The organism is Devosia sp., assembly GCF_017307495.1.
GTDB lineage: Bacteria > Pseudomonadota > Alphaproteobacteria > Rhizobiales > Devosiaceae > Devosia_A.
On record NZ_JAFKHE010000012.1, the window covers coordinates 516201 to 538950 of the forward strand.

The 22750-nt window shown below is 66.5% G+C and carries 23 protein-coding genes and 1 tRNA gene; 9 read left to right on the forward strand and 15 right to left on the reverse strand.

Going from position 1 to position 22750, the window contains the following annotated elements; all coding sequences use genetic code 11:
* Positions 1–42: 42 nt before the first annotated feature.
* Both J0I99_RS03145 and acs read right to left on the reverse strand, forming a co-directional pair.
* Positions 43–1128, reverse strand: coding sequence for a glycoside hydrolase family 3 N-terminal domain-containing protein (locus tag J0I99_RS03145; RefSeq protein ID WP_291395739.1), 1086 nt, complete (start codon positions 1126–1128; stop codon positions 43–45).
* A gap of 77 nt (positions 1129–1205) precedes the next feature.
* Entirely contained in the window at positions 1206–3149 is a 1944-nt protein-coding gene (acs, locus tag J0I99_RS03150; protein WP_291391471.1) for an acetate--CoA ligase, read from the reverse strand.
* A gap of 151 nt (positions 3150–3300) precedes the next feature.
* Between acs and J0I99_RS03155 the strand changes: the two genes are divergently transcribed.
* Positions 3301–3867, forward strand: coding sequence for a hypothetical protein (locus J0I99_RS03155; protein ID WP_291391472.1), 567 nt, complete (start codon positions 3301–3303; stop codon positions 3865–3867).
* 10 nt (positions 3868–3877) lie between these two features.
* On the opposite strand, the gene J0I99_RS03160 is transcribed toward J0I99_RS03155, so the two are convergent.
* Together J0I99_RS03160 and J0I99_RS03165 are read right to left on the reverse strand one after the other, a co-directional pair.
* Positions 3878–4579, reverse strand: coding sequence for a YjbE family putative metal transport protein (locus J0I99_RS03160; RefSeq protein WP_291395741.1), 702 nt, complete (start codon positions 4577–4579; stop codon positions 3878–3880).
* A 192-nt stretch (positions 4580–4771) separates the two neighbouring features.
* Positions 4772–4847: transfer RNA gene (locus J0I99_RS03165), tRNA-Lys, on the reverse strand.
* Positions 4848–4968: 121 nt separating this feature from the next.
* Here J0I99_RS03165 and J0I99_RS03170 point away from each other — a divergent pair.
* Positions 4969–5838 (forward strand): mechanosensitive ion channel domain-containing protein, encoded by an 870-nt coding sequence (locus tag J0I99_RS03170; protein ID WP_291395743.1) that lies wholly within the window; start codon positions 4969–4971, stop codon positions 5836–5838.
* A 131-nt stretch (positions 5839–5969) separates the two neighbouring features.
* On the opposite strand, the gene msrA is transcribed toward J0I99_RS03170, so the two are convergent.
* Both msrA and J0I99_RS03180 read right to left on the reverse strand, forming a co-directional pair.
* Positions 5970–6617: a peptide-methionine (S)-S-oxide reductase MsrA gene (gene msrA / locus J0I99_RS03175; RefSeq protein WP_291395745.1), complete on the reverse strand. Its 648-nt coding sequence runs from the start codon at positions 6615–6617 to the stop codon at positions 5970–5972.
* A 137-nt stretch (positions 6618–6754) separates the two neighbouring features.
* Complete coding sequence (locus tag J0I99_RS03180) at positions 6755–7204, reverse strand: Lrp/AsnC family transcriptional regulator (protein ID WP_291391476.1); 450 nt, start codon at positions 7202–7204, stop codon at positions 6755–6757.
* Positions 7205–7310: 106 nt separating this feature from the next.
* Between J0I99_RS03180 and J0I99_RS03185 the strand changes: the two genes are divergently transcribed.
* The gene (locus J0I99_RS03185; protein WP_291395747.1) at positions 7311–8252 is read left to right on the forward strand and encodes an arginase; all 942 of its coding nucleotides are present in this window, start codon (positions 7311–7313) and stop codon (positions 8250–8252) included.
* Positions 8253–8329: 77 nt separating this feature from the next.
* Here the strand turns inward: J0I99_RS03185 and J0I99_RS03190 are convergent, their stop codons facing one another.
* The 7 genes from J0I99_RS03190 to J0I99_RS03220 all read right to left on the reverse strand — a co-directional run bounded on the left by J0I99_RS03190 (position 8330) and on the right by J0I99_RS03220 (position 13305).
* Positions 8330–9901 carry a 2-isopropylmalate synthase gene (locus J0I99_RS03190; protein WP_291391478.1) on the reverse strand — a complete coding sequence of 524 codons (1572 nt, stop codon included), beginning with the start codon at positions 9899–9901 and terminating at the stop codon, positions 8330–8332.
* A 115-nt stretch (positions 9902–10016) separates the two neighbouring features.
* A complete protein-coding gene (locus J0I99_RS03195; protein ID WP_291391479.1) occupies positions 10017–10142 on the reverse strand; it encodes a hypothetical protein in 126 nt (41 codons plus the stop codon).
* Between the two features lie 87 nt (positions 10143–10229).
* Positions 10230–10634 carry a hypothetical protein gene (locus J0I99_RS03200; protein WP_291395749.1) on the reverse strand — a complete coding sequence of 135 codons (405 nt, stop codon included), beginning with the start codon at positions 10632–10634 and terminating at the stop codon, positions 10230–10232.
* Positions 10635–10641: 7 nt separating this feature from the next.
* Positions 10642–11073 (reverse strand): hypothetical protein, encoded by a 432-nt coding sequence (locus J0I99_RS03205; RefSeq protein WP_291391481.1) that lies wholly within the window; start codon positions 11071–11073, stop codon positions 10642–10644.
* A gap of 66 nt (positions 11074–11139) precedes the next feature.
* On the reverse strand, positions 11140–12027 hold the full coding sequence (locus J0I99_RS03210; protein ID WP_291395751.1) for a PhzF family phenazine biosynthesis protein: 888 nt from the start codon (positions 12025–12027) through the stop codon (positions 11140–11142).
* A gap of 88 nt (positions 12028–12115) precedes the next feature.
* Positions 12116–12619, reverse strand: coding sequence for a heme-degrading domain-containing protein (locus J0I99_RS03215; RefSeq protein WP_291395754.1), 504 nt, complete (start codon positions 12617–12619; stop codon positions 12116–12118).
* Positions 12620–12687: 68 nt separating this feature from the next.
* On the reverse strand, positions 12688–13305 hold the full coding sequence (locus J0I99_RS03220; RefSeq protein WP_291395755.1) for a LysE family translocator: 618 nt from the start codon (positions 13303–13305) through the stop codon (positions 12688–12690).
* A 107-nt stretch (positions 13306–13412) separates the two neighbouring features.
* On the opposite strand from J0I99_RS03220, the gene J0I99_RS03225 reads away from it, so the two are divergent.
* From J0I99_RS03225 to J0I99_RS03250, 6 genes are all read left to right on the forward strand, one after another.
* Positions 13413–14921: a carboxypeptidase M32 gene (locus tag J0I99_RS03225; RefSeq protein WP_291395758.1), complete on the forward strand. Its 1509-nt coding sequence runs from the start codon at positions 13413–13415 to the stop codon at positions 14919–14921.
* Between the two features lie 19 nt (positions 14922–14940).
* Positions 14941–16569 carry an MFS transporter gene (locus J0I99_RS03230; protein ID WP_291395760.1) on the forward strand — a complete coding sequence of 543 codons (1629 nt, stop codon included), beginning with the start codon at positions 14941–14943 and terminating at the stop codon, positions 16567–16569.
* 118 nt (positions 16570–16687) lie between these two features.
* A complete protein-coding gene (locus J0I99_RS03235; RefSeq protein ID WP_291395762.1) occupies positions 16688–18268 on the forward strand; it encodes an ABC-F family ATP-binding cassette domain-containing protein in 1581 nt (526 codons plus the stop codon).
* A gap of 263 nt (positions 18269–18531) precedes the next feature.
* Positions 18532–19509 (forward strand): ABC transporter substrate-binding protein, encoded by a 978-nt coding sequence (locus J0I99_RS03240; RefSeq protein WP_291390320.1) that lies wholly within the window; start codon positions 18532–18534, stop codon positions 19507–19509.
* Between the two features lie 71 nt (positions 19510–19580).
* Positions 19581–20711, forward strand: coding sequence for an ABC transporter permease (locus tag J0I99_RS03245; protein WP_291395764.1), 1131 nt, complete (start codon positions 19581–19583; stop codon positions 20709–20711).
* Complete coding sequence (locus J0I99_RS03250) at positions 20708–21475, forward strand: ATP-binding cassette domain-containing protein (RefSeq protein ID WP_291392774.1); 768 nt, start codon at positions 20708–20710, stop codon at positions 21473–21475. Before J0I99_RS03245 ends, J0I99_RS03250 begins: the two co-directional genes overlap by 4 nt.
* A 90-nt stretch (positions 21476–21565) precedes the next feature.
* On the opposite strand, the gene dksA is transcribed toward J0I99_RS03250, so the two are convergent.
* Together dksA and J0I99_RS03260 are read right to left on the reverse strand one after the other, a co-directional pair.
* A complete protein-coding gene (gene dksA / locus J0I99_RS03255; RefSeq protein ID WP_291392776.1) occupies positions 21566–21979 on the reverse strand; it encodes an RNA polymerase-binding protein DksA in 414 nt (137 codons plus the stop codon).
* Positions 21980–22095: 116 nt separating this feature from the next.
* Entirely contained in the window at positions 22096–22506 is a 411-nt protein-coding gene (locus J0I99_RS03260) for a flagellar assembly protein FliX (protein ID WP_291392778.1), read from the reverse strand.
* Positions 22507–22750: the final 244 nt, after the last annotated feature.

Below are 22750 nucleotides of genomic sequence, written 5' to 3' on the forward strand. Positions count from 1 at the left end.
TCGCCGGAGAGCGGACCCGGGACCTGTGACGGACGCGCGACGCTAATTGCGGATGCGGGCCTTCAGCGCGACGATGCGCTTGTAGCTTTCCTCAATGCGCGCCTTGAACTCGGGATCGGATTCCGCAGTGTCGACGAGGATCTTGCGGACCTCTGCGCCCAGCGCGGCCCGCGGCTTGGCGGTGTTCGAGAACAGCAGCACGTCGACACCGGCGCGGACGGCCCGCTTGACGGTCTCCTCGAGGCCGTAGTGATCGCGGATCGCCCCCATCTCGAGGTCGTCGGTGATGACGACGCCGGCGAAGCCGAGCTGGCCGCGCAGCACGCTACCGATCCACACCGGCGACAGGCTCGAGGGCAGGCCGGTGGGGTCGATCTCGGTGTCGATGAGGTGCCCGACCATGACGAAGTCGTCGTAGCCCTTGGCGATGAGCGCCCGGTACGGGTCGAGTTCGGTCGGCTTCCAGGTCCTGGTGATGTCGACGAAGCCCTCATGACTGTCGGCGGTCGACGAGCCATGGCCGGGGAAGTGCTTGAGCGAGGTCAGCAGGCCCGCGTCATGGTGGGCCGCCACGACCTGGGCGACATATTCCGACACCACGTCCGCGGTCTTGCCGTAGGCGCGGCCGTACTTGGCGATCACCTGGTTGTTCGGGTTGACGGCAAGATCGACCACCGGGGCGAAGTTGACGTTGAAGCCCCAGTCGCGGACGCCCCGGGCAAGCTGCTCGTAGATGGAGCGCGACTGCTCGGCGGTGTACTCGGCGGCGATCGTCTCGGCGTCGGGGATTTCCTTGAACCCGACCGCGCTGCCCAGTCGCTCGACCAGACCTCCCTCCTGGTCGAGGGTGATGAACGGCGGCAGGTCGGCGGGGGCGGCCTTGCGGAAAGCGTCGTTCATCGCTGCGACCGCCGAGCGGCTCGCGACGTTGGTCTTGAGGTACATCACGCCGCCGATGGTCCCGTCGGACACCTGCTTGCGCACCGCGGCGACGCCCTTGTCGTCGACGGAGTCGCCCGCAAAGCCGACAATGATCATCTGCCCGGCCATCTGCTCGAGGGATTGCGCCAGCGCCGGGGCGGCGCACAGGGCAAGGATCGTCGCGAGAAGGGTCGTGGCGAGTCGCATGTCGTTTTCTCGGGGGAATCGGAGGCGCGGTTATCCCCCGAGAGTGCGGCGAAAGCGGGGTGGCGCCAGCGCCACCCTTACCGGTTCTGGCGGTTCTCGATCAGGTCCTCGACCACGGCAGGATCGGCCAGCGTCGAGGTGTCGCCGAGCGCGCCGAACTCGTTCTCGGCGATCTTGCGCAGGATGCGGCGCATGATCTTGCCGGAGCGGGTCTTGGGCAGGCCCGGGGCGAACTGGATAAGGTCCGGCGAAGCGATGGCGCCGATTTCCTTGCGCACCCAGTTGCGCAGCTCGAGCCGCAGGTCCTCGGTCGCGGTCTCGCCCGCCATCAGGGTGACGTAGCAGTAGATGCCCTGCCCCTTGATCTCATGCGGGTAGCCGACGACAGCGGCTTCGGACACCTTGGGATGGGCGACCAGCGCGCTTTCTACCTCGGCGGTGCCGAGGCGGTGGCCGGAGACGTTCAGCACGTCGTCGACGCGGCCGGTGATCCAGTAGTAGCCATCCGCATCGCGGCGGCAGCCGTCACCGGTGAAATAGTAGCCCTTGTAGGTCTCGAAGTAGGTGGAGACGAAGCGCGCGTGGTCGCCATAGACGGTGCGCATCTGGCCCGGCCAACTGTCCTTGATGCACAGCACGCCTTCCGCCTTGGTCTGCTCCTGCACCTTGCCTTCGGGCGACAGCACGACGGGCTGGACACCCGGCAGCGGCTTCGTGGCCGATCCGGGCTTGGTGGCAGTCGCGCCTGGCAGCGGCGAGATGAGGATGCCGCCGGTCTCGGTCTGCCACCAGGTATCGACGATCTCGCACCGGCCCTTGCCGACATGCTGGTGGTACCAGAGCCAGGCCTCGGGATTGATCGGCTCGCCCACCGATCCGAGCAGGCGCAGCGAACTCATGTCGTACTTGTCGACCCATTCGGGGCCCGCCCCCATCAGGGCGCGGATGGCGGTAGGGGCGGTGTAGAAGATGTTGACCTTGTGCTTCTCGATCACCTGCCAGAAGCGTGAGGCGTCGGGGTAGCTCGGCACGCCCTCGAAAACGAGCGACGTCGCGCCGTTGGCGAGCGGCCCGTACACGATGTAGCTGTGGCCGGTGACCCAGCCGACGTCGGCCGTGCACCAGTAGATGTCGCCCCGCCGGTAGTCGAACACCTTCTCGTGCGTGTAGCTGGCCCAGACCAGGTAGCCGCCGGTGGTATGCAGCACGCCCTTGGGCTTGCCGGTCGAACCGGACGTGTAGAGGATGAACAGCGGGTCCTCGGCTTTCATCGGCTCGGGGTCGCAGAACGGCTCGACGCCGGCGGCCGCCTCGTGCCACCAGACGTCGCGCGCGCCCTTCATCTGAATGTCGGCGCCAGTATTGTGGACGACCAGCACCTTCTCGACGCCGGGTGCGTCCTGCAGCGCGATGTCCACGTTCTTCTTGAGCGGGATGGTCTTGCCGCCGCGGCGGCCTTCGTCGGCGGTGATGACCACGCGGCTGTCGCAGTCGTTGATGCGGCCTGCCAGCGAATCGGGGGAGAACCCGCCGAACACCACCGAATGCACGGCCCCGATGCGGGCGCAGGCCAGCATGGAGTAGATCGCCTGCGGAATCATCGGCAGGTAGATGGTGACGCGGTCGCCCTTCTTGACGCCGAGTGACTTCAGCACGTTGGCGCAGCGGCTGACGCGCTCGTGCAGCTTGCGGTAGGTGATCTTCTCCTCGGTGCCCGGCTGGTCGCCTTCCCAGATCAGGGCGACATCGTCGCCACGCTCGGCCAGGTGACGGTCGATGCAGTTGTAGGAGACGTTCAGGACGCCGTCCTCGAACCACTTGATCGACACGTCCGGGTACTCGAAGGTCGTGTTCTTGATGATCGTGGGCGGCTTGATCCAGTCGAGGCGCCCGGCCTCCTCCTTCCAGAACCCGTTGGGATCGCTCGCCGAGCGGGCATAGAGCTGCTCGTACTGTTCCGCGGTGGTCCTCGTCCTTGCCACGGCCGCTGCGCTGGGCTGGAACAGCTGATTGTCGCTCATGAATGCCTCCGGTTTTGCGAGCCGTTTTAACCAAGCCGACCGATGCCAGCAAGAATACCACTTCTCGTGCTTTAGCCGCGGTGCGCAGACCGCTATAACGGGCCGTCGGACAGTAGGCGGCACTGTGGCGACCCTATGACTGGGGATTCACATGCCCGAACTCGGCTACCGCGCGGCGACCGCCAGCGATCTCGATCTCATCCATCACGAGCTGATGGCCGTCATCGATGAGTTCCCCTTCTACAACGAAGCGTTCAAGGCCCACGAGAAGCGCCGGATGACACTGGGGTTCCTGCGCTCGCTGCAGCGCATCGATCCCTTCCACGTTATCGCGCTGACCGTCGACGGCGAGCCGGGCGGCGGCCTGATCTCGGGACCGGACCTGGGGGCCATCTTCCGCTACTGGAGCTGGATCTTCCCCTCGCACCGCCAGACCCGCCTCGGCTTGCACGGCATGCGCATCTTCGACGAGCATTGGGACAACGGCAGGTTCCACAAGGCCTTCACCTGGGTCCGTCCGGAGAACGAGGTCGCCCTCGCCCTGCTCCGCCGCTACGGCTACGAGCAGACGGCATACCTGCGCCAGCAGGTGTTCGGGCAGGATTACGTGGTGATGGAAAAGTACTACACCAAGGTCACCGACGACTATGACGACGGCATGGTTATGGGCCGCATCGCGCGCTTCAAGGCGCGCGTGGACATGCTGATCGGGCGGTAGAGCCGACCCCTCAGTGCGGCAGCGCCACGGGCGCGGCCCCCTTGATCAGCGGAATCATCGGCAGGGTGTGACCGAGCACCTGGTCGGCACCCTCGTAGAGCATCTTGACCGCGACATAGAGGATGACCACCAGCCCCAACCAAGCGATCCAGCGGTAGCGGTGCAGGAGGCCCGCGACCAGGGTCGCGGCAACGCCCATCAGCAGGACCGACAGGCCGAGGCCGAAGATGAGCGCCACTTCATGGTGCTGCGCGGCGCCGGCAACCGCGAGCACGTTGTCGAGCGACATCGACACGTCCGCGATGACGATCTGCCAAACGGCCTGGCCCAGCGTCTTGCGCCGCGCCTTGCCGGACACCGTACCGTCCTTGTTCAGGTCGGCATTAGCGAGCGCCTCGGCCGCGTCCTCCTCCTCGTCGTGGGAGACCGACAGCTCGCGGTACATCTTCCAGCAGACCCAGAGCAGCAGCAGGCCGCCGGCGACCAGCAGGCCGCCGCCCAGCGACAGCAGCTGCGTGGTGATCAGCGCAAAACCTATACGCAGGATGGTCGCGGCGATGATGCCGATCAGGATGGCCTTGCGGCGCAGGTCCGAGGGCAGCCCCGCAGCAGCGAGCCCGATGACGACGGCGTTGTCGCCGGCGAGGACCAGGTCGATGACGATAACCTGGAAGAATGCCGCGAAAGCCGATGCGTCAAGGCCAAAGGGCATTCAGTATCTCTTGTGATGAGTGCGGGCGCTGGCGGCTATGTAGTGGGCCGAGACGAACTTGTGAAGGCGGTAGCTGGCCTTTGGCCGCACAAGTCCCGGCAGGGTCGATTGGTTCCCGGCCGTGGGTCGGCACGACATCGACCACCGGTTCGGTGGTCGCCATGCCGCGGATTGGAACACCAATCGGGGGATTGGTGGGTGCACAAGGACTCGAACCTTGGACCCGCTGATTAAGAGTCAGCTGCTCTACCATCTGAGCTATGCACCCGGGCCGAGGCGGGTGACTATCAGGGTGAGTCCGGCTTGTCCAGCACCGATTGCAAACTTTCCTGCTTTCGCCAGCCTGCTAAGCTTGGACCTCGCAACTGCAAACAGACAAAGCCGAATCCATGCACGAAGCCGTAAACGACTCGGTCGATTTCCTCTCCACGATCTGGCGCTGGCTGCTGGCCAACTCGGGCGGCATCATCTCCGCGATCATCGTGCTGGCGCTCGGCTGGTATCTGTCGCGGATGTTGTCGCGACTGGTGCAGGCTCTCCTCCCCCGGGCCTCGGGCGTGGACAGGAATTTCGCGCCGCTGCTGAGCCAGGTGGCCCGCTATGGCGTGCTGATCTTCGCCCTCGTGACGGCACTGAGCTTCATCGGCGTGTCCAGCACGTCCATCTATGCCGTGATCGGAGCCGCCGGCCTTGCCATCGCCCTGGCGTTGCAGAACACGCTGTCCAACATCGCGGCGGGCATCATGCTGATCTGGCAGCGGCCGATCGCTATCGGCGAATACGTGGTGGGAAACGGCGTCGCCGGCGTCGTCGTGGAGATCGGGCTGTTCGGCACCCGCCTGCGCTCGACCAGCGGGCTCTATATCTTCGTGCCGAACCAGACGCTGTGGTCGGGCGCGATCACCAACCACAGTCGCGAAACCCGACGGCGCATCGACGTCAACGTGACGGTGCCCGACACGATCAATGTCGCGGCGGCGCGCAAGACGATGCTGAGAATCGCCACGACCGACAAGCGCGTACAGGGCGATCCGCCGCCGGCCGTGCATGTCGAGACTTTCGTGGGCGACAAGATCGTGCTGCAGATGCGCGCCTGGGTGTCGACGCCCGACTATCTCAACGCCCTGCGCGACATCACCGAGAAGGCGAAGGTCGCCATCAACAAGATGCTGGCCGCCTCGGACGAACAGGCGGAAGTGGCCCTGGCCGCCGACCCGCACACGCAGACCGCGGCCGAGCAGACACCGGACCTGAGCTGAGGGCAGGAGTTGAAAACTGGAAAGTAGAAGTTAGAAGTTAGAAGTTAGGTGGCAGTTCGTGCCACATTCTACTTCCTAGTTTCTACTTCCTAATTTCTAGTTTCCCTTTCCTGCTTCCTGACTCCCCCCGTTCACGCGTGCCCGTTCAGGCCGCGGAATGCATCCTTGCCCCAGATGGCTTCGACCTGGGCGTTCTTGCCGCAGCCGGCGCGATAGCGGGCGTAGTGGACGTTGCTGGGCAGACCGCTGAAGGGATAGATGTCGCTCTTCTCCCAGAAGTTCTGGTGGTAGTCCTCGGCCGGGTAGAAGGTCGGCGCCATGGCGATAACGGTGGCCACGGGCTTGCCGAGCGCCTGCGCGGTCGCCTCCTTGCCAGCCTCGGCGATCTTCAGTTCGTCGGCGTTTCCGACATAGATGGCCGTCGTGTAGCTCTCGCCGAAATCGCAGAACTGGCCACGGCTTTCGATCGGATCGATCAGGTGGAAGTAGGTATCGACCAGCTTCTCGTAGCTGGTCACGGCGGGATCGTACTCGACCTTCACTGCTTCGCGGTGGCCGGTGATTTCGGTCACCACCTGCTCGTAGGTCGGGTTGGGCACGTGGCCGCCGATATAGCCGGAGGTGGTGGAGATGACGCCCGGGGCGTGGTCGAAGTCGCTCTCCACCGACCAGAAGCAGCCGCCGGCGAAAATGGCCGTCGCGGTTTCGGCGCCCTGTGCGCCGGTCATGGCCATGGCCCCGGTCAGCGCCACGGCGAGGGCAAACGACTTGCGGTTCATCTGAGGTTCCAACCCTGAAGTGACTTCGAGCGGAGGATGGATCGGCGCGCGAGCACGCACAAGACAAACAAACGTGGGGTCCGCGCCGGACAGGTTGCGGCGCACTGCACCGGCGGGCGCAACGCCGGCGCCGCGCTTCAGCCCAGTTCCTTGCGCGCCGCCAGCAGGATGCTGGTTTCGGTATTGGCGATGCCATCGACCTGCCGGATCCGGCGCAGCAGGTCGTCGAACTCGCGCAGGGTCGGCGTCTCGCTTTCGGCCACTACGTCCCAGCGGCCGTTGGTGGTGTAGAGCGTGCGAATCTCGGGAAAGCCGGCGAGGCGGCGGATCACCGCCTCCGAATTCCTGCCGTCGATCTCGACCATGGTGATGGCGCGCACTGCGTCGCGGCGCCCGGGTGTCCGCAGCATCACCGTGTAGCCGGCGATCGCGCCGGTCTTGACCAGCCGCTCCATGCGCGCGGTGACCGTGGCACGGGATACCCCCAGTTCCGTCGCGAGCTTGGCGACGGGCAGGCGCCCGTCCGTCCGCAGGAGCGCGATCAGCCGGTGGTCGAGGTCGTCGAGGCTGAATGTACTTTCCGACATTCCTGACCGTCACTCTGCGCAATTGACTGCGCATATCTAGCACTATTGTGACTGTTTGCCAGCACGCTGTCCTCCCACATTGGAGCAAACTGAATCGAGGTTCCGGATGCTCCACGACTCCCGTCCCCGCCGCCCGGTTGCGGGCAATCGCATCGACCTGATCGGACTGCCGACCGATGCCGGCGCCTCGTGTCGGGGTGCGAGGCTGGGGCCCGATGGGTTGCGGGCGGCCGGGCTGGCGGAGCGGCTGGCGAGCATCGGCTACGCCGTCGCCGACCGCGGCGACATCACCGCTGCCGGAAAGCTGTCGCCGGCGGCCGAGATCGATGCCTTGTCGCCGCTGGCGAGCGAGGCGGCCTATCGCAGCCTCGACCATGGCGCGCGGCCGATCTTCCTCGGCGGCGATCACTCGATCTCCATGGGCTCCATCGCGGGCGTGGCGCGCCACTGCCGCGACAACCACCGGCCGCTGTTCGTGCTGTGGTTCGACGCGCACGGCGACTTCAACACCTGGACGACGACCGAGACCGGGAACATCCACGGCATGGCGCTGGCGCGCTTGTGCGGCGAGCCGGGGTTCTGCAACGATCCCCGCTGGTTCGCGCCGGTCGACCCGCGCAAAGTGATGATTCTCGGCGCCCGGGCCCTCGACTGCGAGGAAGCGCAGCTGATCGATGAGCGCGGCGTCCAGGTCGTCGACATGGACGTGCTGCGGGTGAGCGGGGTCGAGGCTCCGCTCCGCACCTTCCTCGACCGGATCGAGGCCGTGAACGGGCATCTGCACCTGTCGCTGGACGTCGATGCCATGGACCCGAGCCTCGCGCCCGGCGTCGGCACGACGGTGCAAGGCGGGCTCAGCCTCGAGCAGGGCGAAACGGTGATGGACCTGCTGTTCCGAAGCGGACGCGTCGGCTCCCTCGACCTGGTCGAACTCAATCCACTCCTCGACCGGGGCGGCGTCAGCGCCGACGTCATGGTTGACCTGACGGCGCGCCTGCTCGGCGGCCTGACCACTGTGCAGCACGTCAAGCAGCAGGAGACGGCCTGAAAGCTGCCGCCAGCGATCCTCCGCAAATGAAAAGAGCCGCCCCGGGGGCGGCTCCGCATGGCCCAGTGTGGGCCGTATCAGCTCGCCACGGCCTCGGTTGCCCCCTGCGCCGCCGCGCCGCGCTCGAGCAGCAGGCGATTGTAGGCATTGATGTAGGCGCGGGCCGAGGCGACGAGCGTATCCGGCTCGGCCGCGTTGCCGGAGACGATGCGGCCGCCCATCTCGAGGCGCACGTGGGCGCTGGCCTGCGCGTCGGTGCCGCCGGTCACGCCGTCGATGGCGTAGAGCACCAGGTGCGGGTCCTTGCCCACAGCCTGCTTGATGGCGTTGAAGATGGCATCCACCGAGCCGGTGCCGTCGTAGGTCGCCGAGACATCGGTGCCGTCGATCGACAGGGTCAGATGGCAGCGATGCACGCCGCCGGTCTTGGAGACCACTTCCATGTCGACCAGCTTGATGCGGTCGTCGACCGAGCCGGCCTCGTCGTCGACCAGCGCGACGATGTCGGCGTCGTAGACGTGCTTCTTCCTATCAGCCAGGTCCTTGAAGCGCTGGAAGGCCTCCTGGAAGGCATTGTCGCCCAGCTCGTAGCCCAGTTCCTTCAACTTGTCCTTGAAGGCGGCGCGGCCGGAGTGCTTACCCATGACCAGCGTGGTTTCCTTGATGCCCACGCTCTCGGGCGTCATGATCTCGTAGGTCTGGGCATTCTTCAGCATGCCGTCCTGGTGGATGCCGCTCTCGTGCGCGAAGGCGTTCTTGCCGACGATCGCCTTGTTGTACTGCACCGGGAAGTTGGCGGCGGCCGAGACGATCTTGCTGGCCCGGCTCAGGTGCGTCGAGTCGATATGCGTCTCGTACGGCATGGCGTCGCCACGGGTTCGCAGCGCCATGACGATTTCCTCGAGCGCCGCGTTGCCGGCGCGCTCTCCGAGACCGTTGATCGTGCATTCGACCTGCCGCGCCCCACCGCGGACGGCGGCCAGCGAGTTGGCGACGGCGAGGCCCAGGTCGTTGTGGCAATGCGCCGAGAAGATCACCTTGTCTGCGCCCGGCACGCGCTCGATGATCGAGCGGAACATGGCTTCGTGCTCGGCCGGAATGGCATAGCCGACGGTGTCAGGCAGGTTGATGGTGGTGGCGCCGGCCTTGATCGCCAGCTCGACGCACCGCGCCAGGTAGTCGATCGGCGTGCGCGTCGCGTCCATGGCGCTCCACTCGACATTGTCGATCAGGTTGCGCGCCTGGGCGACCGTGGCGGTGATGATCTCCAGCACCTGCTCCTCGGTCTTCTTCATCTGGTGCGCCAGGTGGATCGGCGAGGTGGAGACGAAGGTGTGGATGCGGCCGCGTTTGGCGTGACGCACCGCCTCGCCAGCCCGGGCGATGTCGGCGGGAATGGCGCGGGCGAGGCCGGCGACGACGGCGTTCTTCACCTGCTTGGCAACGGCGACGACGGCCTCGAAGTCGCCGTTGGAAGCGATCGGGAAGCCGGCTTCGATGATGTCGACGCCCATCTCGTCCAGCGCCTCGGCGACCTGGAGCTTTTCCTCCAGCGTCATCGTCGCGCCGGGGCTCTGCTCGCCGTCGCGCAGGGTAGTGTCGAAGATGAAGACGCGGTCCTTGTTGCTCTGCGCCGCTGCGGTGGTCATTTCGGTTTTCCTATCCAACGGCCGGGGTGAGAAACACCATCGCGACCGGACAAATCGTTCGGTTGTTTAGCGCGCTATCCCCTGACCACCCGCTCGCGATCCGAGCTGTCGGTTATCAGGGGCTGATAAGAAGGAGAAGCAGGGCGGCCGGCAGCAGCAGCAAGGCAGCGGCAACGAGCAGCCGGCTCTCCCGAGCCTTCTGTTCGGCGACTGCGATGGCGATGGCGCGCTGGCGCTGCATGGCAATATTCCGTTAGCGCCGCGAATAGTGCGGGAATTCGGCAGCGTTGGCAAGGCGGTTCTCGCCCCGCCTCCGCCAGCGCCGATCTCAGCGGAAGGTGAGCACCGCGAACACCACGATTGCCAGCAGGGAGACAACCGCGACGATGCGGCCAAGCCGCACGCGCGCCGTCGCCGCCGGATCGCCGGCCCGCATCTTGCGCGCCGACACCGCGGACACCACGACGCCGGCGGCAAGCAGCAGCACGAATCCCATCTTGGCCCAGAACCAGTGGTTCAGGCCATCGACCCCGCCATAGCGCTGCCAGAGCAGCAAGGGGCCGCTGACCAGCAGCACGATGATGCCCCAGTGCCCGAACGCCGTCAGCAGCCGGTTGGTCTGCGGGGCGCTCGCGCCCTGCCCCATCATGCCGAGCAGCGGCAGAAAGGCCGCCGCCACCAGCATGAGGCCGACCAGGTGCGCGATCAGCAGCAGGGTGGAGAGCGCGTCCAAGGCGCCCTCAGTTGGAATTGAAGGCGAAGACCGCCGAGAAGATCACCACCGCGAAGGCAAGCGCGGTCAGCTGGCCGAAGCGCTTGGAGTTCGCCGCGGCGGCCATGTCCCCGGTGCGCGCCTTCCTGGCGTTGACTTCGTTCAGGCTGATGAACACCAGCATGGCGACGACTCCGGCCATCTTGACCCAGAACCAGACGTTCGGGACGACCCAGTCGTACTTGAGCCAGAGAACGAGAATGCCGCTGACCAGCAGCGTGCCCATCGCCACCTTGCCGACCTTGGCCAGCGTGTCGGCGATCGTGATCAGTGCCGCCCTGGTGTCCGGCGTTGCGGTCGCCATCTTGCCGCCGATGATCGGCATGACGACCGAATTCGCGCCACCCGCGACGAACGCCACGATGTGGATGAAAAACAGAATGAGACCAATAACGTACACGACGCAGCCCTCCAGATGCCCGGTTGCGAGCGTATCCGGATTCCCTGGCGCGGGCCAGCGTTGCGATCAGTCGCCCAGGTTCAGCGTGCCCTCGCCGACGACGATCGCGTCGCCGCCGATTCCGCCATGGGTGAGGACGTCGCCGTCCTTGCGCAACTGCATCGAGATGAGGCTCGGTCGCCCCATTTCGTGACCCTGGCGCAAGCGGAACTCGTGCTGGCCGTTGCCCTCATGCCTGGAGATTAGCCCGATCAGCGCCGCTGCGGCCGAGCCCGTCGCCGGATCTTCTCCCAGGCCCATGCCTGGCGCGAACATGCGGGCGGCGAAGTTGTTGTCGCGCTCGTCGGGCGTGCGGGTGAAGACGTAGATGGAACCGCGGCCGATGGGGAAGTTCTCGTCCCAGCCGCGCCGCTCGACCCGGATGCGCCTGAGCGCCGCCGCATCCTTGATCGGGATGAGATAGAACGGGTTGCCGGCGGAATAGACGGCGGGCTCGTAGGGACCGCAGCCGATCTCATCGAGTTCGAGGCCTAGCGCGGTGGCGATAGCCGCGTGACTGGGCGGCTTGCCGATCTCCTCGGGCAGCCTGGGCAGGGCGAAGCGGGCGTGCCCCTTCTCCTTGTCCACCCGATCCATGACGCAGGTGATGACCCCGACCTTCTCCTCGAGCCGGACGGCGGTCGACCGGGTCTGCATGGCAAGGGCGACTGCAGCGCCCACCGTCGGGTGGCCGGCAAAGGGCAGTTCCACCTTCGGCGTGAAGATGCGCACTGCGGCAGAGTGGCGTTCCGACTGCGGCTTGTGGATGAACACCGTCTCGGAGAGGTTGAACTCGGCGGCGATGGCCTGCATCTGGTCGTCGAGAAGACCGTCGGCCTTCAGCACCACGGCGAGCGGGTTGCCCTGCAGCCGGGTGGTGGTGAAAACATCGAGCAGCACATAGTTGAGTTTCATCTGACGCTCCGAAAGCGCGCGTCCGCCGCGCCGAAACGGCCCTGCCCCTAGCACAGCAATGTAGCGGAAGTCTTACCGGCAGGGCGGATCAGGCCGATTCCGGCCCCAGGGCGAGCGTTGCGGCATCGATACCGAGATGCTTGCAGATGGCACGCACCACATAGGCGTGGTCGTCGCGCTGCGGCAGGCCCGACGCAGTGATGGAACCAACGACGCCAACACCTTCGATTCGAATCGGAAATGCACCGCCGTGCACCGCATATTCGGTGGGATCGATGTTGTGGTCGGGCTGCACCGCGCGGTTGTCGCGCTTCCAGCGCAGCGCGGTGAGGTAGGACGAGCGATCCCAGCGGCGGACGCAATTGCCCTTGCGCCGCAGCCAGTCCGGGTTGTCGGCATTGGTGCCAGGCATGGCGAAATAGAAGAGCGGGCGGTTGAAGAAGCGGATGTCGATGGCCACGGCGACGCCGTCGGCCTTTGCCAGGTCCCGGATCGTCGAGCCGATCTCGTAGGCGGTTTCCTCGTTGAAGGCCTTGAAGGTCAGCCGCTGCTCCTGCTCGGTCACCTTGGCGATATCGTCGACTACGCTCATCTCATCCTCCCGAAAACGGCGGCCACTCCTAGCACGTCGCAGGGGGAAATGAAGCGGCGACCTCACTCTCAGTGATGCTGGATAGCGAGCCAGACGGCGGCACCGATCAGGATGACGCCGGCGACGCGGTTGACGAGGGCCATACGGTCGTCGCCGAGCGCGCCACGGGTCCTGGCCGCAAAATAGATGTAGACGCCGTCGGTCACGAGACCGGCAGCCATTTCGATCAGCCCGAGGACGATCACCTGCGGCCAGGCCGGATAGGCCGGGTTGACGAATTGCGGCAGGAAGGCGCCGAAGAAGATCAGCGCCTTGGGATTGCTCCACAGCACGAGGAAACCGGCGGCCGCCTGCTGCAGGGGCGAACGCGCGGCTACCGGTCGGTCCGTCGCGATGGTGTGGCGGCTGGTGATGTAGCCCCAGCCCAGCCAGATCAGATAGGCGGCGCCGGCATACTTGATGATGTCGAAGGCGGAGGTGACGAGCCCGGTCACCGCCTCGAGCGCCAGGGCGACGACCAGCACCATGGTGAGGCGGCCGACCTGCACGCCGGCCTCCATCCAGAACCCGGCCGCCATCCCGCGCGCAAGAGCGGTCGAGACCAGCGCCGAGACGGTGACGCCGGGGACGATCACCACGACGAAGGCGGCGATGATGAAGGAGAACAGGATCGGCAAATCTGGCATTGTGTGCAGGTGCCTAACACCGGCACGGCAATTGCGACAGGGCCTTGGGGTGGCATGCCCGGCTATTTGACGCTACCAACAGCGGCCACTCGTATTGGGAGTCCCAGATGTCCGCCAATTCCGCCTTCACCAAGCTCGATGGCCTGAACCGCCGGCTCGAGGCGATCGAGCACGCGCAATCGATGCTGGGTGTCGACGAGGCCGTCATGATGCCGGTGGGCGGCGGCGAGAAGCGGGCCGAGACGATGGGCGTGCTGGCCGGCATGTATCACGAGATGGCAACGGCCCCGGAAGTGGCGGACTGGCTCGGGGATGCCGAGGCCGAACCGCTCGACGAGATGCAGAAGCTCGCGATCCGGGAGTTTCGGCGCGTCCATACCAACATGACCTGCCTCTCGGCCGATTTCGTGCGCAAGCAGGTCAACGCCCGCATCCGGAGCGAGCAGCTGTGGCGCGAGCTCCGCCCGTCCGGGGACTGGAAGACCTTCCTGCCGGCCTTCGAGGGCGTGGTGGCGACGGCGCGCGAGGAAGCGCAGCTGCGCGCCGACGTGCTCGGGCTCTCCCCCTATGACGCGCTGATGGAGCAGTTCGACCCCGGCAACCGGGTCGCCGACGTCGCGCCGGTGTTCGCCGACCTCAAGCTCTTCCTCAAGGACTTCATCCCCAAGGCCTTGGCGCGGCAGGAGGAAAAGCTCGCGGCCCGGCCGCTGAAGCCGCTCAACCCGCCCTACGCAATCGAGAAGCAGAAGGCGCTCGGGCTCGTGATGATGGAAGCGGTCGGCTTCGACTTCGACCACGGCCGGCTCGACGTCTCGCACCACCCGTTCTGCGGCGGCGTGCCGACCGATATCCGCATGACGACGCGCTATACCGAGGGCGAGTTCATCACTTCGCTGATGGGCATCATGCACGAGACCGGACACGGGCTCTACGAGCAGAACCTGCCGCACGAATGGACGCACTGGCCGGTGGGTCGCGCGCGCGGCATGGCTATGCACGAGAGCCAGAGCCTGTTCGTCGAAAAGCAGATCGCCCGCTCGCCCGAGTTCTGGGAATGGGCGATGCCGCATGTCCGCGAAAAGCTCGGCGCCGAGGCGCTGGAGGGCTGGGACCTCGAAGATGTGCTCGCCCATGTGCACCTGATCGAGCGCGGCCTGATCCGCGTCGATGCCGACGAAGCCACCTATCCGCTGCACGTGATCCTCCGGTTCGAGCTGGAGCAGCAGTTGATCGACGGCTCGCTCGCCCCCCGGGATGTGCCCGAAGCCTGGGACGCCAAGATGCGCGAGTACCTTGACCTCTCCACCATCGACAACATGAGGGATGGCCCGATGCAGGACGTGCACTGGCCGTCCGGGGCGATCGGTTACTTCCCGAGCTACACGCTCGGCGCCCTTATCGCGTCCCAGCTGTGGTCGGCGATCGAACGCGACCTGCCGAGTGTTCGCGAGGACATGCGCAACGGGCGCTTCGTGGGTCTCAACGAGTGGCGGCGCGAGAAGGTCTGGCAGCAGGCCAGCAAGTACGCGATGCCCGAGCTGATCCAGCGCGCCACCGGCGAGAAGCTGAATGCGAAGCACTTCGAGGAGCACCTGACCCAGCGCTACTTGCGCTGAACGGACGGAGGCCGGCAGCATGGCCAAGGATCGGCCGTCGGTATTGCAGCCCCTGCAGCTGCCGACGTTCCGCAAGATCTGGATCGCCAACTTCGCCTCGAGCTTCGGGGGGTTGATTCAGGGCGTCGGGGCAGCGTGGATGATGACCGCGCTGACCAATTCAGTCGACCTCGTAGCGCTGGTGCAGGCCTCGACGTCGCTGCCGATCATGCTGTTCTCGCTGCTCGGCGGCGCCATCGCCGACAACTTCCCGCGCCGGCGGGTGATGCTGTTCGCGCAGGTCTTCATGTTCGCGGTGTCGGTGCTGCTGACGCTGACGGCATGGTTCGGGCTGGTGACGCCTTGGCTGCTGCTCACCTTCACCTTCCTCATCGGCTGCGGCGCCGCGCTCAACAACCCGTCCTGGCAGGCGTCGGTGGGCGACCTTGTGCCCCGCTCGAGCGTCGGCGCGGCGGTGGCGCTCAACTCCATCGGGTTCAACCTGTCGCGTAGCCTCGGCCCGGCCATCGGCGGCATCATCGTCGCCGCCGCCGGCGCGGCGGCGGCCTTTGCCGTCAACATGGTCAGCTATGTGGCACTGATCGGCGTGCTGCTCGGCTGGAGGCCGGCGCCGCCACCCTCGGGGCTGCCGCGTGAGGCGGTCGGGGCCGCCATGCTGGCCGGCCTGCGCTATGTCGCGCTGTCCCCGAACCTGGCCAAGGTGCTGCTGCGCAGCTTCCTGTTCGGCTTTTCGGCCATCTCGGTGATGGCGCTGCTGCCGGTGGTGGCCACCCAGATCGAGGGGGCGGGCCCCTTGCTCTACGGCCTGCTGCTCGGCACGTTCGGGGTCGGCGCGGTCGGGGGCGCGCTGCTGACCGGACGGCTCAACGAGCGCTTCCAGAGCGAGACCATCGTCCGCACCGCCTTCATCGGCTTTGCCGTGTGCGCGGCGGTCACGGCGGTGAGTTCGTCGCCGTGGCTGACCGCGCTTGCCCTGGTTCTCGGGGGCGCCTGCTGGGTGCTGGCGCTGACGCTGTTCAACGTCACCGTCCAGCTCTCGACGCCGCGCTGGGTCGTCGGCCGGGCCCTGTCGCTGTACCAGACGGCGACCTTCGCCGGCATGGCCGCGGGTAGCTGGCTGTGGGGCGTGGCCGGTGAGCACGATGGCGTCGGCGCGGCCCTGCTCGCCTCCGCTGCCGTGTTGCTGCTGGGCGCCGCCGTCGGCCTCGTCTTCGCCATCCCGCCGCGGGTGATGCTCGACCTCGATCCGGCCGACCGGTGGCGGGAGCCCGAGATCAACCTGCCGATCGAGCCGCGCTCCGGGCCCATCGTGATCAGCATCGAGTACCGCATCCGCCCGCAGGACGTACGCGAGTTCCTCACGGTGATGGCCGACCGCAAGCGCATCCGTATCCGCGACGGCGCCCGGGAGTGGTCGCTCCGCCGCGACCTTGCCGAAACCGACCTCTGGGTCGAGAGCTACAAGAGCCCGACCTGGACCGAATACGCCCGCCACAACCAGCGCCTCACCCATGCCGACGAAGTCATCGGCGACAAGCTCCGGGCCCTGCACCAGGGCCCCGACCGCCCCGTGGTCCATCGCCTGATCGAACGCCCGCCCAACTGGTTCGCCGCCATCGCCGCGAACCGCACGATCGATCCGCACTAGGTTGACATTGGGAACGCGATCCCTATCTTCCCGCGCATCCGTAACCCCACAGGCAGGTACCCGATGGACCTCCGCATGACCGATCATTTCGTCCTGATCCGTCACCCGGAGTCCAAGCATGCCCGGTTCGATCTCGCTCAAAGCGGTGAGCTATACGACGCCTGATGGCGTCGAACTCTTCTCCAATCTCGATCTCTCCTTCGGTCCCATCCGCACCGGCCTCATCGGCCGGAACGGCACGGGCAAGACGACGCTGCTGAGGCTGATCACCGGCGCACTGGCGCCTGGCGCCGGCACGGTGGCGGTGTCGGGCACGATCGCGATGCTGCGGCAGCTGGTGCAGCCCGGCGAGGCGACAGTGGCCGACGCGCTGAGCATTGCCGACGACCTGGCGCGCCTTGCGCGGCTCGACCGCGGCGAGGGCTCGCTCGACGATGCCGCCGCGGCGGATTGGGCCCTGCCCGGACGCATCGAAGCCGCCCTGGCCGAGGTCGGCCTGCCAGCGCTCGACATGGACCGGCCCGTCGCAACGCTCAGCGGCGGGCAGCACACCCGCCTGTCGCTCGCGGCAATGCTGGTGGCCCAGCCTGACATGCTGCTGCTCGACGAGCCGACCAACAATCTCGACGCCGGCGGGCGCGCGGCGATTGCGGCCCTTCTCGCCGGTTGGCGCGGCGGCGCGGTGGTGGTCAGCCACGATCGCGCGCTGCTCCGCCAGATGGACCAGATCGTCGAGCTGACCGGTATCGGCGCCAGCGTCTATGGCGGCGGCTGGGACCTGTACGAACAGCGCAAGGCGGCGGAACTCGCTGCTGCCCAGCACGACCTCGCCAATGCCGAGCGGTCGCTGGACGCGATCGACCGCAAGACGCAGCTTGTCCGCGAGCGCAAGGCCCGCAAGGACTCGGCCGGCGCACGGAAGGCCGCAAAGGGCGATATCCCGCGCATCCTGCTGGGCGGCATGAAGATGAACGCCGAGAATACCGGCGGCGAGCAGGCCCGGCTGGGCGAGAAGCGCCGCGCGGCAGCCAGCCTTGCACTGGCCGAGGCAAGGGCGGAAATCGAGGTACTCCAGCCGATGGCGGTGAAGCTCCAGCCCTCCGGGCTGGCCCGGGGCGCGACCGTGCTGCAGCTGGACCGTGCCACCGGCGGTCCGACGCGGGGAACGCCGATCATCCGCGAGGTCAGCCTGTCGATCATCGGGCCGGAGCGGGTGGCCATCACCGGGCCGAACGGGTCGGGCAAGACCACGTTGCTGCGCCTGATCACCGGCGCGCTGGCGCCGGCCTCCGGCGCGATCCGGATCACGCCCCGCCACGCGCTGCTCGACCAGCAGGTCGGCCTGCTCGACCCGACCGAGACGATCCGCGAGAACTACCTGCGGCTCAATCCCGGCGATGGCGAGAATGCCGCGCGCGCGGCGCTCGCCCGCTTCATGTTCCGCAACGACGCGGCGCTGAAGCCGGTCGGGCAACTGAGCGGCGGCGAGATGCTGCGCGCCGGGCTCGCCTGCACCATCGGCAGCGGGCAGCCGCCCGAACTGCTGATCCTCGACGAGCCGACGAACCACCTCGATATCCATGCCATCGCCGCTGTCGAAGGCGGACTCAAGGCCTATGACGGCGCGCTACTGGTGGTCAGCCATGACCGCGCCTTCCTGCAGGCGATCGGAATCGGGCGGGAAATCCGGCTGGGGTAGTCCCGCCTGGCTCCCCGGAAAGGGCTGGGGGCGGAGGTCCATCGGTAATCACCGCGCCACCCCCTCCCTCTGTCCCTCCCCTCAAGGGGGAGGGAGGCGAGAGCCTCTCGGCCCGGTACGAGGACAACCCTCCGTCACAACATTCATGCCCCGCCCGAACATATCCTGCCCGTTTACAACTGAGGCTTCCGGCGCCTATTGTCAGACATCTGGCCGGAGGACCCAAGTGGAGGCCAGACAAGAGCAATCGAGGGGAGGAATCGATGCGGAACGCGTCGGCCATTACTGCTGCCCTGCTGGGCACGATGTTACTTTCGAGCACTGCCGTTTCTGCCGCCGACATCAAGATCGGCTTCCTGCCGGGCGTCGTCGATCCATTCTACCAGGTGATGCAGCTGGGCGTCGAAGCCGCGGCCAAGGACCTGGGCATCGAGGTGGTGACGCAGGTGCCTCCGACCTGGGGCGTCGAAGCCCAGACGCCGATCCTCGACGCGCTGGTGGCGCGCGGCGACCTCAACTACATCATCATCGCTCCCACCGATAAGGACCAGATGGTCGCCCCGCTGCAGGCAGCCGTCGATGCCGGCATCAAGATCATCACCGTCGACACCTTCCTGGGCGATGGCGACTATGCCAACGGCCCGGTGAAGTTCCCGCTCAGCTACATCGGCTCGGACAACGTGGAAGGCGGTCGCATTTCGGCGCGCGGTCTCGCCAAGGCGATCGGCGGCAAGGGCACGGTCTACATCAACTCCACCAACCCCAACGTCTCCTCGGTCGAGGGCCGCGAGCAGGGCTTCAAGGACGTGATGGCCAAGGAATTCCCGGACATCAAGGTGCTCGGGCCGGACTACAACCTCGATGACCAGAACAAGGCGGCCCAGCAGACCGCGGCCGTCATCGAGCAGAACCCCGACCTTGCCGGCGTATTCGGCACCAACGTATTCAGCGCCGGCGGCGCCGGCAATGCCGTGGTGAACGCCGGGCTCGGCGGGCACGTGCAGGTCGTCGCCTACGACGCGACTGCGGAAGCCATCGAGCTGATGAACAAGGGTGTGGTATCTCTCGTGCTCGCCCAGAAGCCGTTCGACATGGGCTACCTCGCGGTCGAGTTCGCCCTGGCTGACAAGGCCGGCGTCACCAGCCTGCCCAAGCGGGTCGAGACGGGTTTCGCCATCATCGACAAGGATAACGTGACGGACCCCAACTACTCGCGCTTCATCTACAAGGTCGGCAAGTGACCCACGGTTGAGCCGGGCCGGAGGCGCAAGCTCGTCTCCGGCCTTTCCATCTTAGAGTTTCCGGGGGCCACGTGACTGACAGCAAGGCAATGGCAGGCTTCGATGAGCCTGCCCTCTCGGCCGGCAAACGCGCCATCCTGCTCATCAGCCGGCTCTGGGCCTGGGTGTTCCTGGCGCTGATGATCGTCTTCTTCGTCGTCGCGGTGGGCGTCTTCAGCAGCGCCACCTTCCTGTCAGTCCGCAACAGCCAGAACATCCTGGTCGCGATCGTGCCGGTGCTGCTGCTCGGGCTGGGGCAGACCTTCGTGATCATCGCCGCCGGCATCGACCTCAGCGTCGGCTGGGTGATGAGCCTGGCCTCGGTGCTGTCGGCGCATGCCATCCGCGCCGCGTTCAACGCCGGGGTGCCGCTGTTCCTGTCGGTCGTGCTCGGTTTCGTCGCCGGCGTCGGCGGCGCGGCGCTCGTGGGGCTGGTGAACGGCCTGATCATCGCCAAGCTGAAGGTGCCCGCCTTCATCGTGACCCTGGGCACCTCCTTCATCGTGCGCGGCATGTCGCTGCTGTTCTCGGAAAACACCACGGTGATCGGCCTGCCCGAGGGCATCCGCGACTATGGCAACGAGTCGTTGTTCTACTGGGTGCGCGGCGAAGGCGGCGGCTTCTACATCCTCGACAAGCCGGAAGTGAGTGGCGAGCTGCTGCGCTCGATGGACCGCATCCTCGCCTGGCCGGTGGTGATCACCGCCGTTGTCGTGCTGGTGTGCCTGTTCCTGCTCAAGCGCACGCAGTTCGGTCGGCACACCTACGCCATCGGCGGCAACATGCAGGCGGCGCTGAGGACCGGCATCCCAGTCGATCGTCACATCATCAAGCTGTACATGCTCAGCGCCTCGACGGCCGGCGTCGCCGGTGTGCTTTCGACCCTGCGCTTTACCGCCGGCTCGGCGGTGATCGGCGACCCGCTGCTGCTCAGTTCCATTGCCGCCGTGATCATCGGCGGCGTCAGCCTGTTCGGCGGCGCGGGCTCGATCATCGGCACGGTGATCGGGGCGCTGATCATCGCGGTCCTGACCACCGGGCTGGTGATGCTGAACGTGCCCGCCTTCTGGCAGTTCATCGTCGTGGGGGCCGTGGTGATCATCGCGGTGCTGATCGACCAGTCGCGCGACCTCATCCTGGGCCGGCGCGGGAGGGGAACATGAGCGAGCCGATCCTCTCCATCCGCCACATGGTCAAGCGCTTCGGCGGGCTGGTTGCCGTCAACGACGTCAGCCTCGACATCAACCCTGGCGAGGTGGTGGCGCTGCTTGGCGACAACGGCGCGGGCAAGTCGACGCTGATCAAGTGCGTTTCGGGCGTGCACCTGCCCGACGAGGGCGAGATCCGCTTCGAGGGCAGGCCAGTGAGCTTCCCCAAGCCGATCGACGCGCGCTCGGCCGGAATCGAGACGATCTACCAGGACCTCGCGCTCGCCAACAACCTCGACGTCCCGGCCAACATATTCCTCGGCCGCGAGGCGAAGAACCGATACCTGGGCGGCCTGGTCAAGACGCTCAACGACAAGTGGATGCTCGGCCAGGCCGAGCAGAGCCTCGCCGCGCTCGACATCCGCTTCCCCAGCCTCACCCAACCGATCGAGAGCCTGTCCGGCGGGCAGCGGCAGGCCGTCGCCATCGCCCGCGCCATCTACTGGAAGGCGCGGCTGATGATCATGGATGAGCCGACCAACAATCTGGGCGTGCCCGAGCAGCAGAAGGTCCTCGAACTCATCCGGCGCCTGCGCGACCAGGGCGTGCCGGTGATCCTGATCACGCACACCATGCCCGACGTGTTCGCGGTCGCCGACCGGATCATCGTCATGCATCGGGGACGCAAGGTCACCGAGAAGCGCACCGGCGAGACCAACGCGTCCGAACTGGTGCAGTACATGGTCGGCGCGCTCGACGACACGCGGACCAGCGCCTGATCAGCTCAGACTCACCCCGCACGGCCTGACGGCATGGGATGAAAGCACGCCACGGAAACGACAAGGCCCGCATCGCGGCGGGCCTCGTCGTCATTCGTCGCGATAGACCTTTTCGCGGCGCTCGTGCATTTCCTGGGCTTCCAGGGAGAGCGTGGCGATGGGTCGGGCATCGAGCCGGGCAATCCCGATCGGGTCGCCGGTCTCCTCGCAGTAGCCGTAGGTGCCGTCGTCGATCCGCTTGAGCGCCGCATCGATCTTGCTGATCAGCTTGCGCTGGCGATCGCGGGTCCTGAGTTCGAGAGCCCGGTCACTCTCCGACGAGGCACGATCGGCCATGTCGGGATGGTTCTGGTTCTCTTCCTGCAGGTTTTCCAGGGTCTCGCGGCTTTCCCGGAGGATTTCCTCCTTCCAGCGCCCCAGCTTCTGCCGGAAATACTCCCGCTGGCGCGGGTTCATGAAAGGCTCGTCCTCACTTGGACGATATTCAAGAACTTCGGTGGACATTGTGACTCTGATTCCAAAACGCCCCTAGTGCCGCGCCTTATAGTGGCCGCGGGGCCCCTACTGCAAGCGCTGAAAATGCGATGACTAAAGCGGGAGCAGCTTGCGCCGGGCGTGTGTCAGGCGGGGAACAGTCCGCGCTTGGCCAGTTCGACCCGGGCCCTGAGCTCGATGTCGTCGATCAGCGCGTCGAGGCCGGGCTCGGATCTCTCCCGCGCCTGGGACACCACGGCCATGAGCTGGTTGAGGCGGCCGTCCGACAGCCGGCCGGCGAGCAGGTCGGTGCGCAGCCCGTCCAGCGCATCGACCAGCTGGTTGCCGCGGCGGACCAGCTTGCGCCGCCTGGCGAGCGGGTCTTCGACGGCCTGCAGCGCCAGGAGCGCGTCAATCGACGTGGTCGGTGTCGAGGGCGCGACCGGACGGCTCTCGGGCGCATCGCCCCCCTGCCCGACCCGGAACGTGCCCGAGGACGCTCCGGGCGCGGATCGCCCCGCCACGTTGGTAATGCGCGTATTGCCTTCGATCCGCACCGGACTCACCTGATTTGCGCAACATCGGCAAAATCTGCCGCCACCCGTTAATCAAAGGTTAATTCACCCGGCAGGACTTGCCGCTCGCCCGGTGAACCCCGCTGCCGGGCGGCGTTTCTTCATTACATATCAGCCAGTTAGGGGGCCGTCTCCGACTTGGCACGGTTCTCGCTACTCCCTCTGCAGCCACGGCGCATGGGGATGCGTCGCACTCCGGGGACTGCCCAATGACCAAATTCAACCT

What these genes read in the sequence shown, in the direction of transcription:
- J0I99_RS03225 (WP_291395758.1), top strand. Translation starts at nt 13,413, where the DNA reads ATGTCCGCCAATTCCGCCTTCACCAAGCTCGATGGCCTGAACCGCCGG.
- dksA (WP_291392776.1), bottom strand. Translation starts at nt 21,979, where the DNA reads ATGTCCACCGAAGTTCTTGAATATCGTCCAAGTGAGGACGAGCCTTTC.
- J0I99_RS03230 (WP_291395760.1), top strand. Translation starts at nt 14,941, where the DNA reads ATGGCCAAGGATCGGCCGTCGGTATTGCAGCCCCTGCAGCTGCCGACG.
- msrA (WP_291395745.1), bottom strand. Translation starts at nt 6,617, where the DNA reads ATGAACCGCAAGTCGTTTGCCCTCGCCGTGGCGCTGACCGGGGCCATG.
- J0I99_RS03250 (WP_291392774.1), top strand. Translation starts at nt 20,708, where the DNA reads ATGAGCGAGCCGATCCTCTCCATCCGCCACATGGTCAAGCGCTTCGGC.
- J0I99_RS03180 (WP_291391476.1), bottom strand. Translation starts at nt 7,204, where the DNA reads ATGTCGGAAAGTACATTCAGCCTCGACGACCTCGACCACCGGCTGATC.
- J0I99_RS03195 (WP_291391479.1), bottom strand. Translation starts at nt 10,142, where the DNA reads ATGCAGCGCCAGCGCGCCATCGCCATCGCAGTCGCCGAACAGAAGGCT.
- J0I99_RS03190 (WP_291391478.1), bottom strand. Translation starts at nt 9,901, where the DNA reads ATGACCACCGCAGCGGCGCAGAGCAACAAGGACCGCGTCTTCATCTTC.
- J0I99_RS03160 (WP_291395741.1), bottom strand. Translation starts at nt 4,579, where the DNA reads ATGCCCTTTGGCCTTGACGCATCGGCTTTCGCGGCATTCTTCCAGGTT.
- J0I99_RS03235 (WP_291395762.1), top strand. Translation starts at nt 16,688, where the DNA reads ATGCCCGGTTCGATCTCGCTCAAAGCGGTGAGCTATACGACGCCTGAT.
- J0I99_RS03170 (WP_291395743.1), top strand. Translation starts at nt 4,969, where the DNA reads ATGCACGAAGCCGTAAACGACTCGGTCGATTTCCTCTCCACGATCTGG.
- J0I99_RS03220 (WP_291395755.1), bottom strand. Translation starts at nt 13,305, where the DNA reads ATGCCAGATTTGCCGATCCTGTTCTCCTTCATCATCGCCGCCTTCGTC.
- J0I99_RS03240 (WP_291390320.1), top strand. Translation starts at nt 18,532, where the DNA reads ATGCGGAACGCGTCGGCCATTACTGCTGCCCTGCTGGGCACGATGTTA.
- J0I99_RS03155 (WP_291391472.1), top strand. Translation starts at nt 3,301, where the DNA reads ATGCCCGAACTCGGCTACCGCGCGGCGACCGCCAGCGATCTCGATCTC.
- J0I99_RS03185 (WP_291395747.1), top strand. Translation starts at nt 7,311, where the DNA reads ATGCTCCACGACTCCCGTCCCCGCCGCCCGGTTGCGGGCAATCGCATC.
- J0I99_RS03145 (WP_291395739.1), bottom strand. Translation starts at nt 1,128, where the DNA reads ATGCGACTCGCCACGACCCTTCTCGCGACGATCCTTGCCCTGTGCGCC.
- J0I99_RS03215 (WP_291395754.1), bottom strand. Translation starts at nt 12,619, where the DNA reads ATGAGCGTAGTCGACGATATCGCCAAGGTGACCGAGCAGGAGCAGCGG.
- J0I99_RS03210 (WP_291395751.1), bottom strand. Translation starts at nt 12,027, where the DNA reads ATGAAACTCAACTATGTGCTGCTCGATGTTTTCACCACCACCCGGCTG.
- acs (WP_291391471.1), bottom strand. Translation starts at nt 3,149, where the DNA reads ATGAGCGACAATCAGCTGTTCCAGCCCAGCGCAGCGGCCGTGGCAAGG.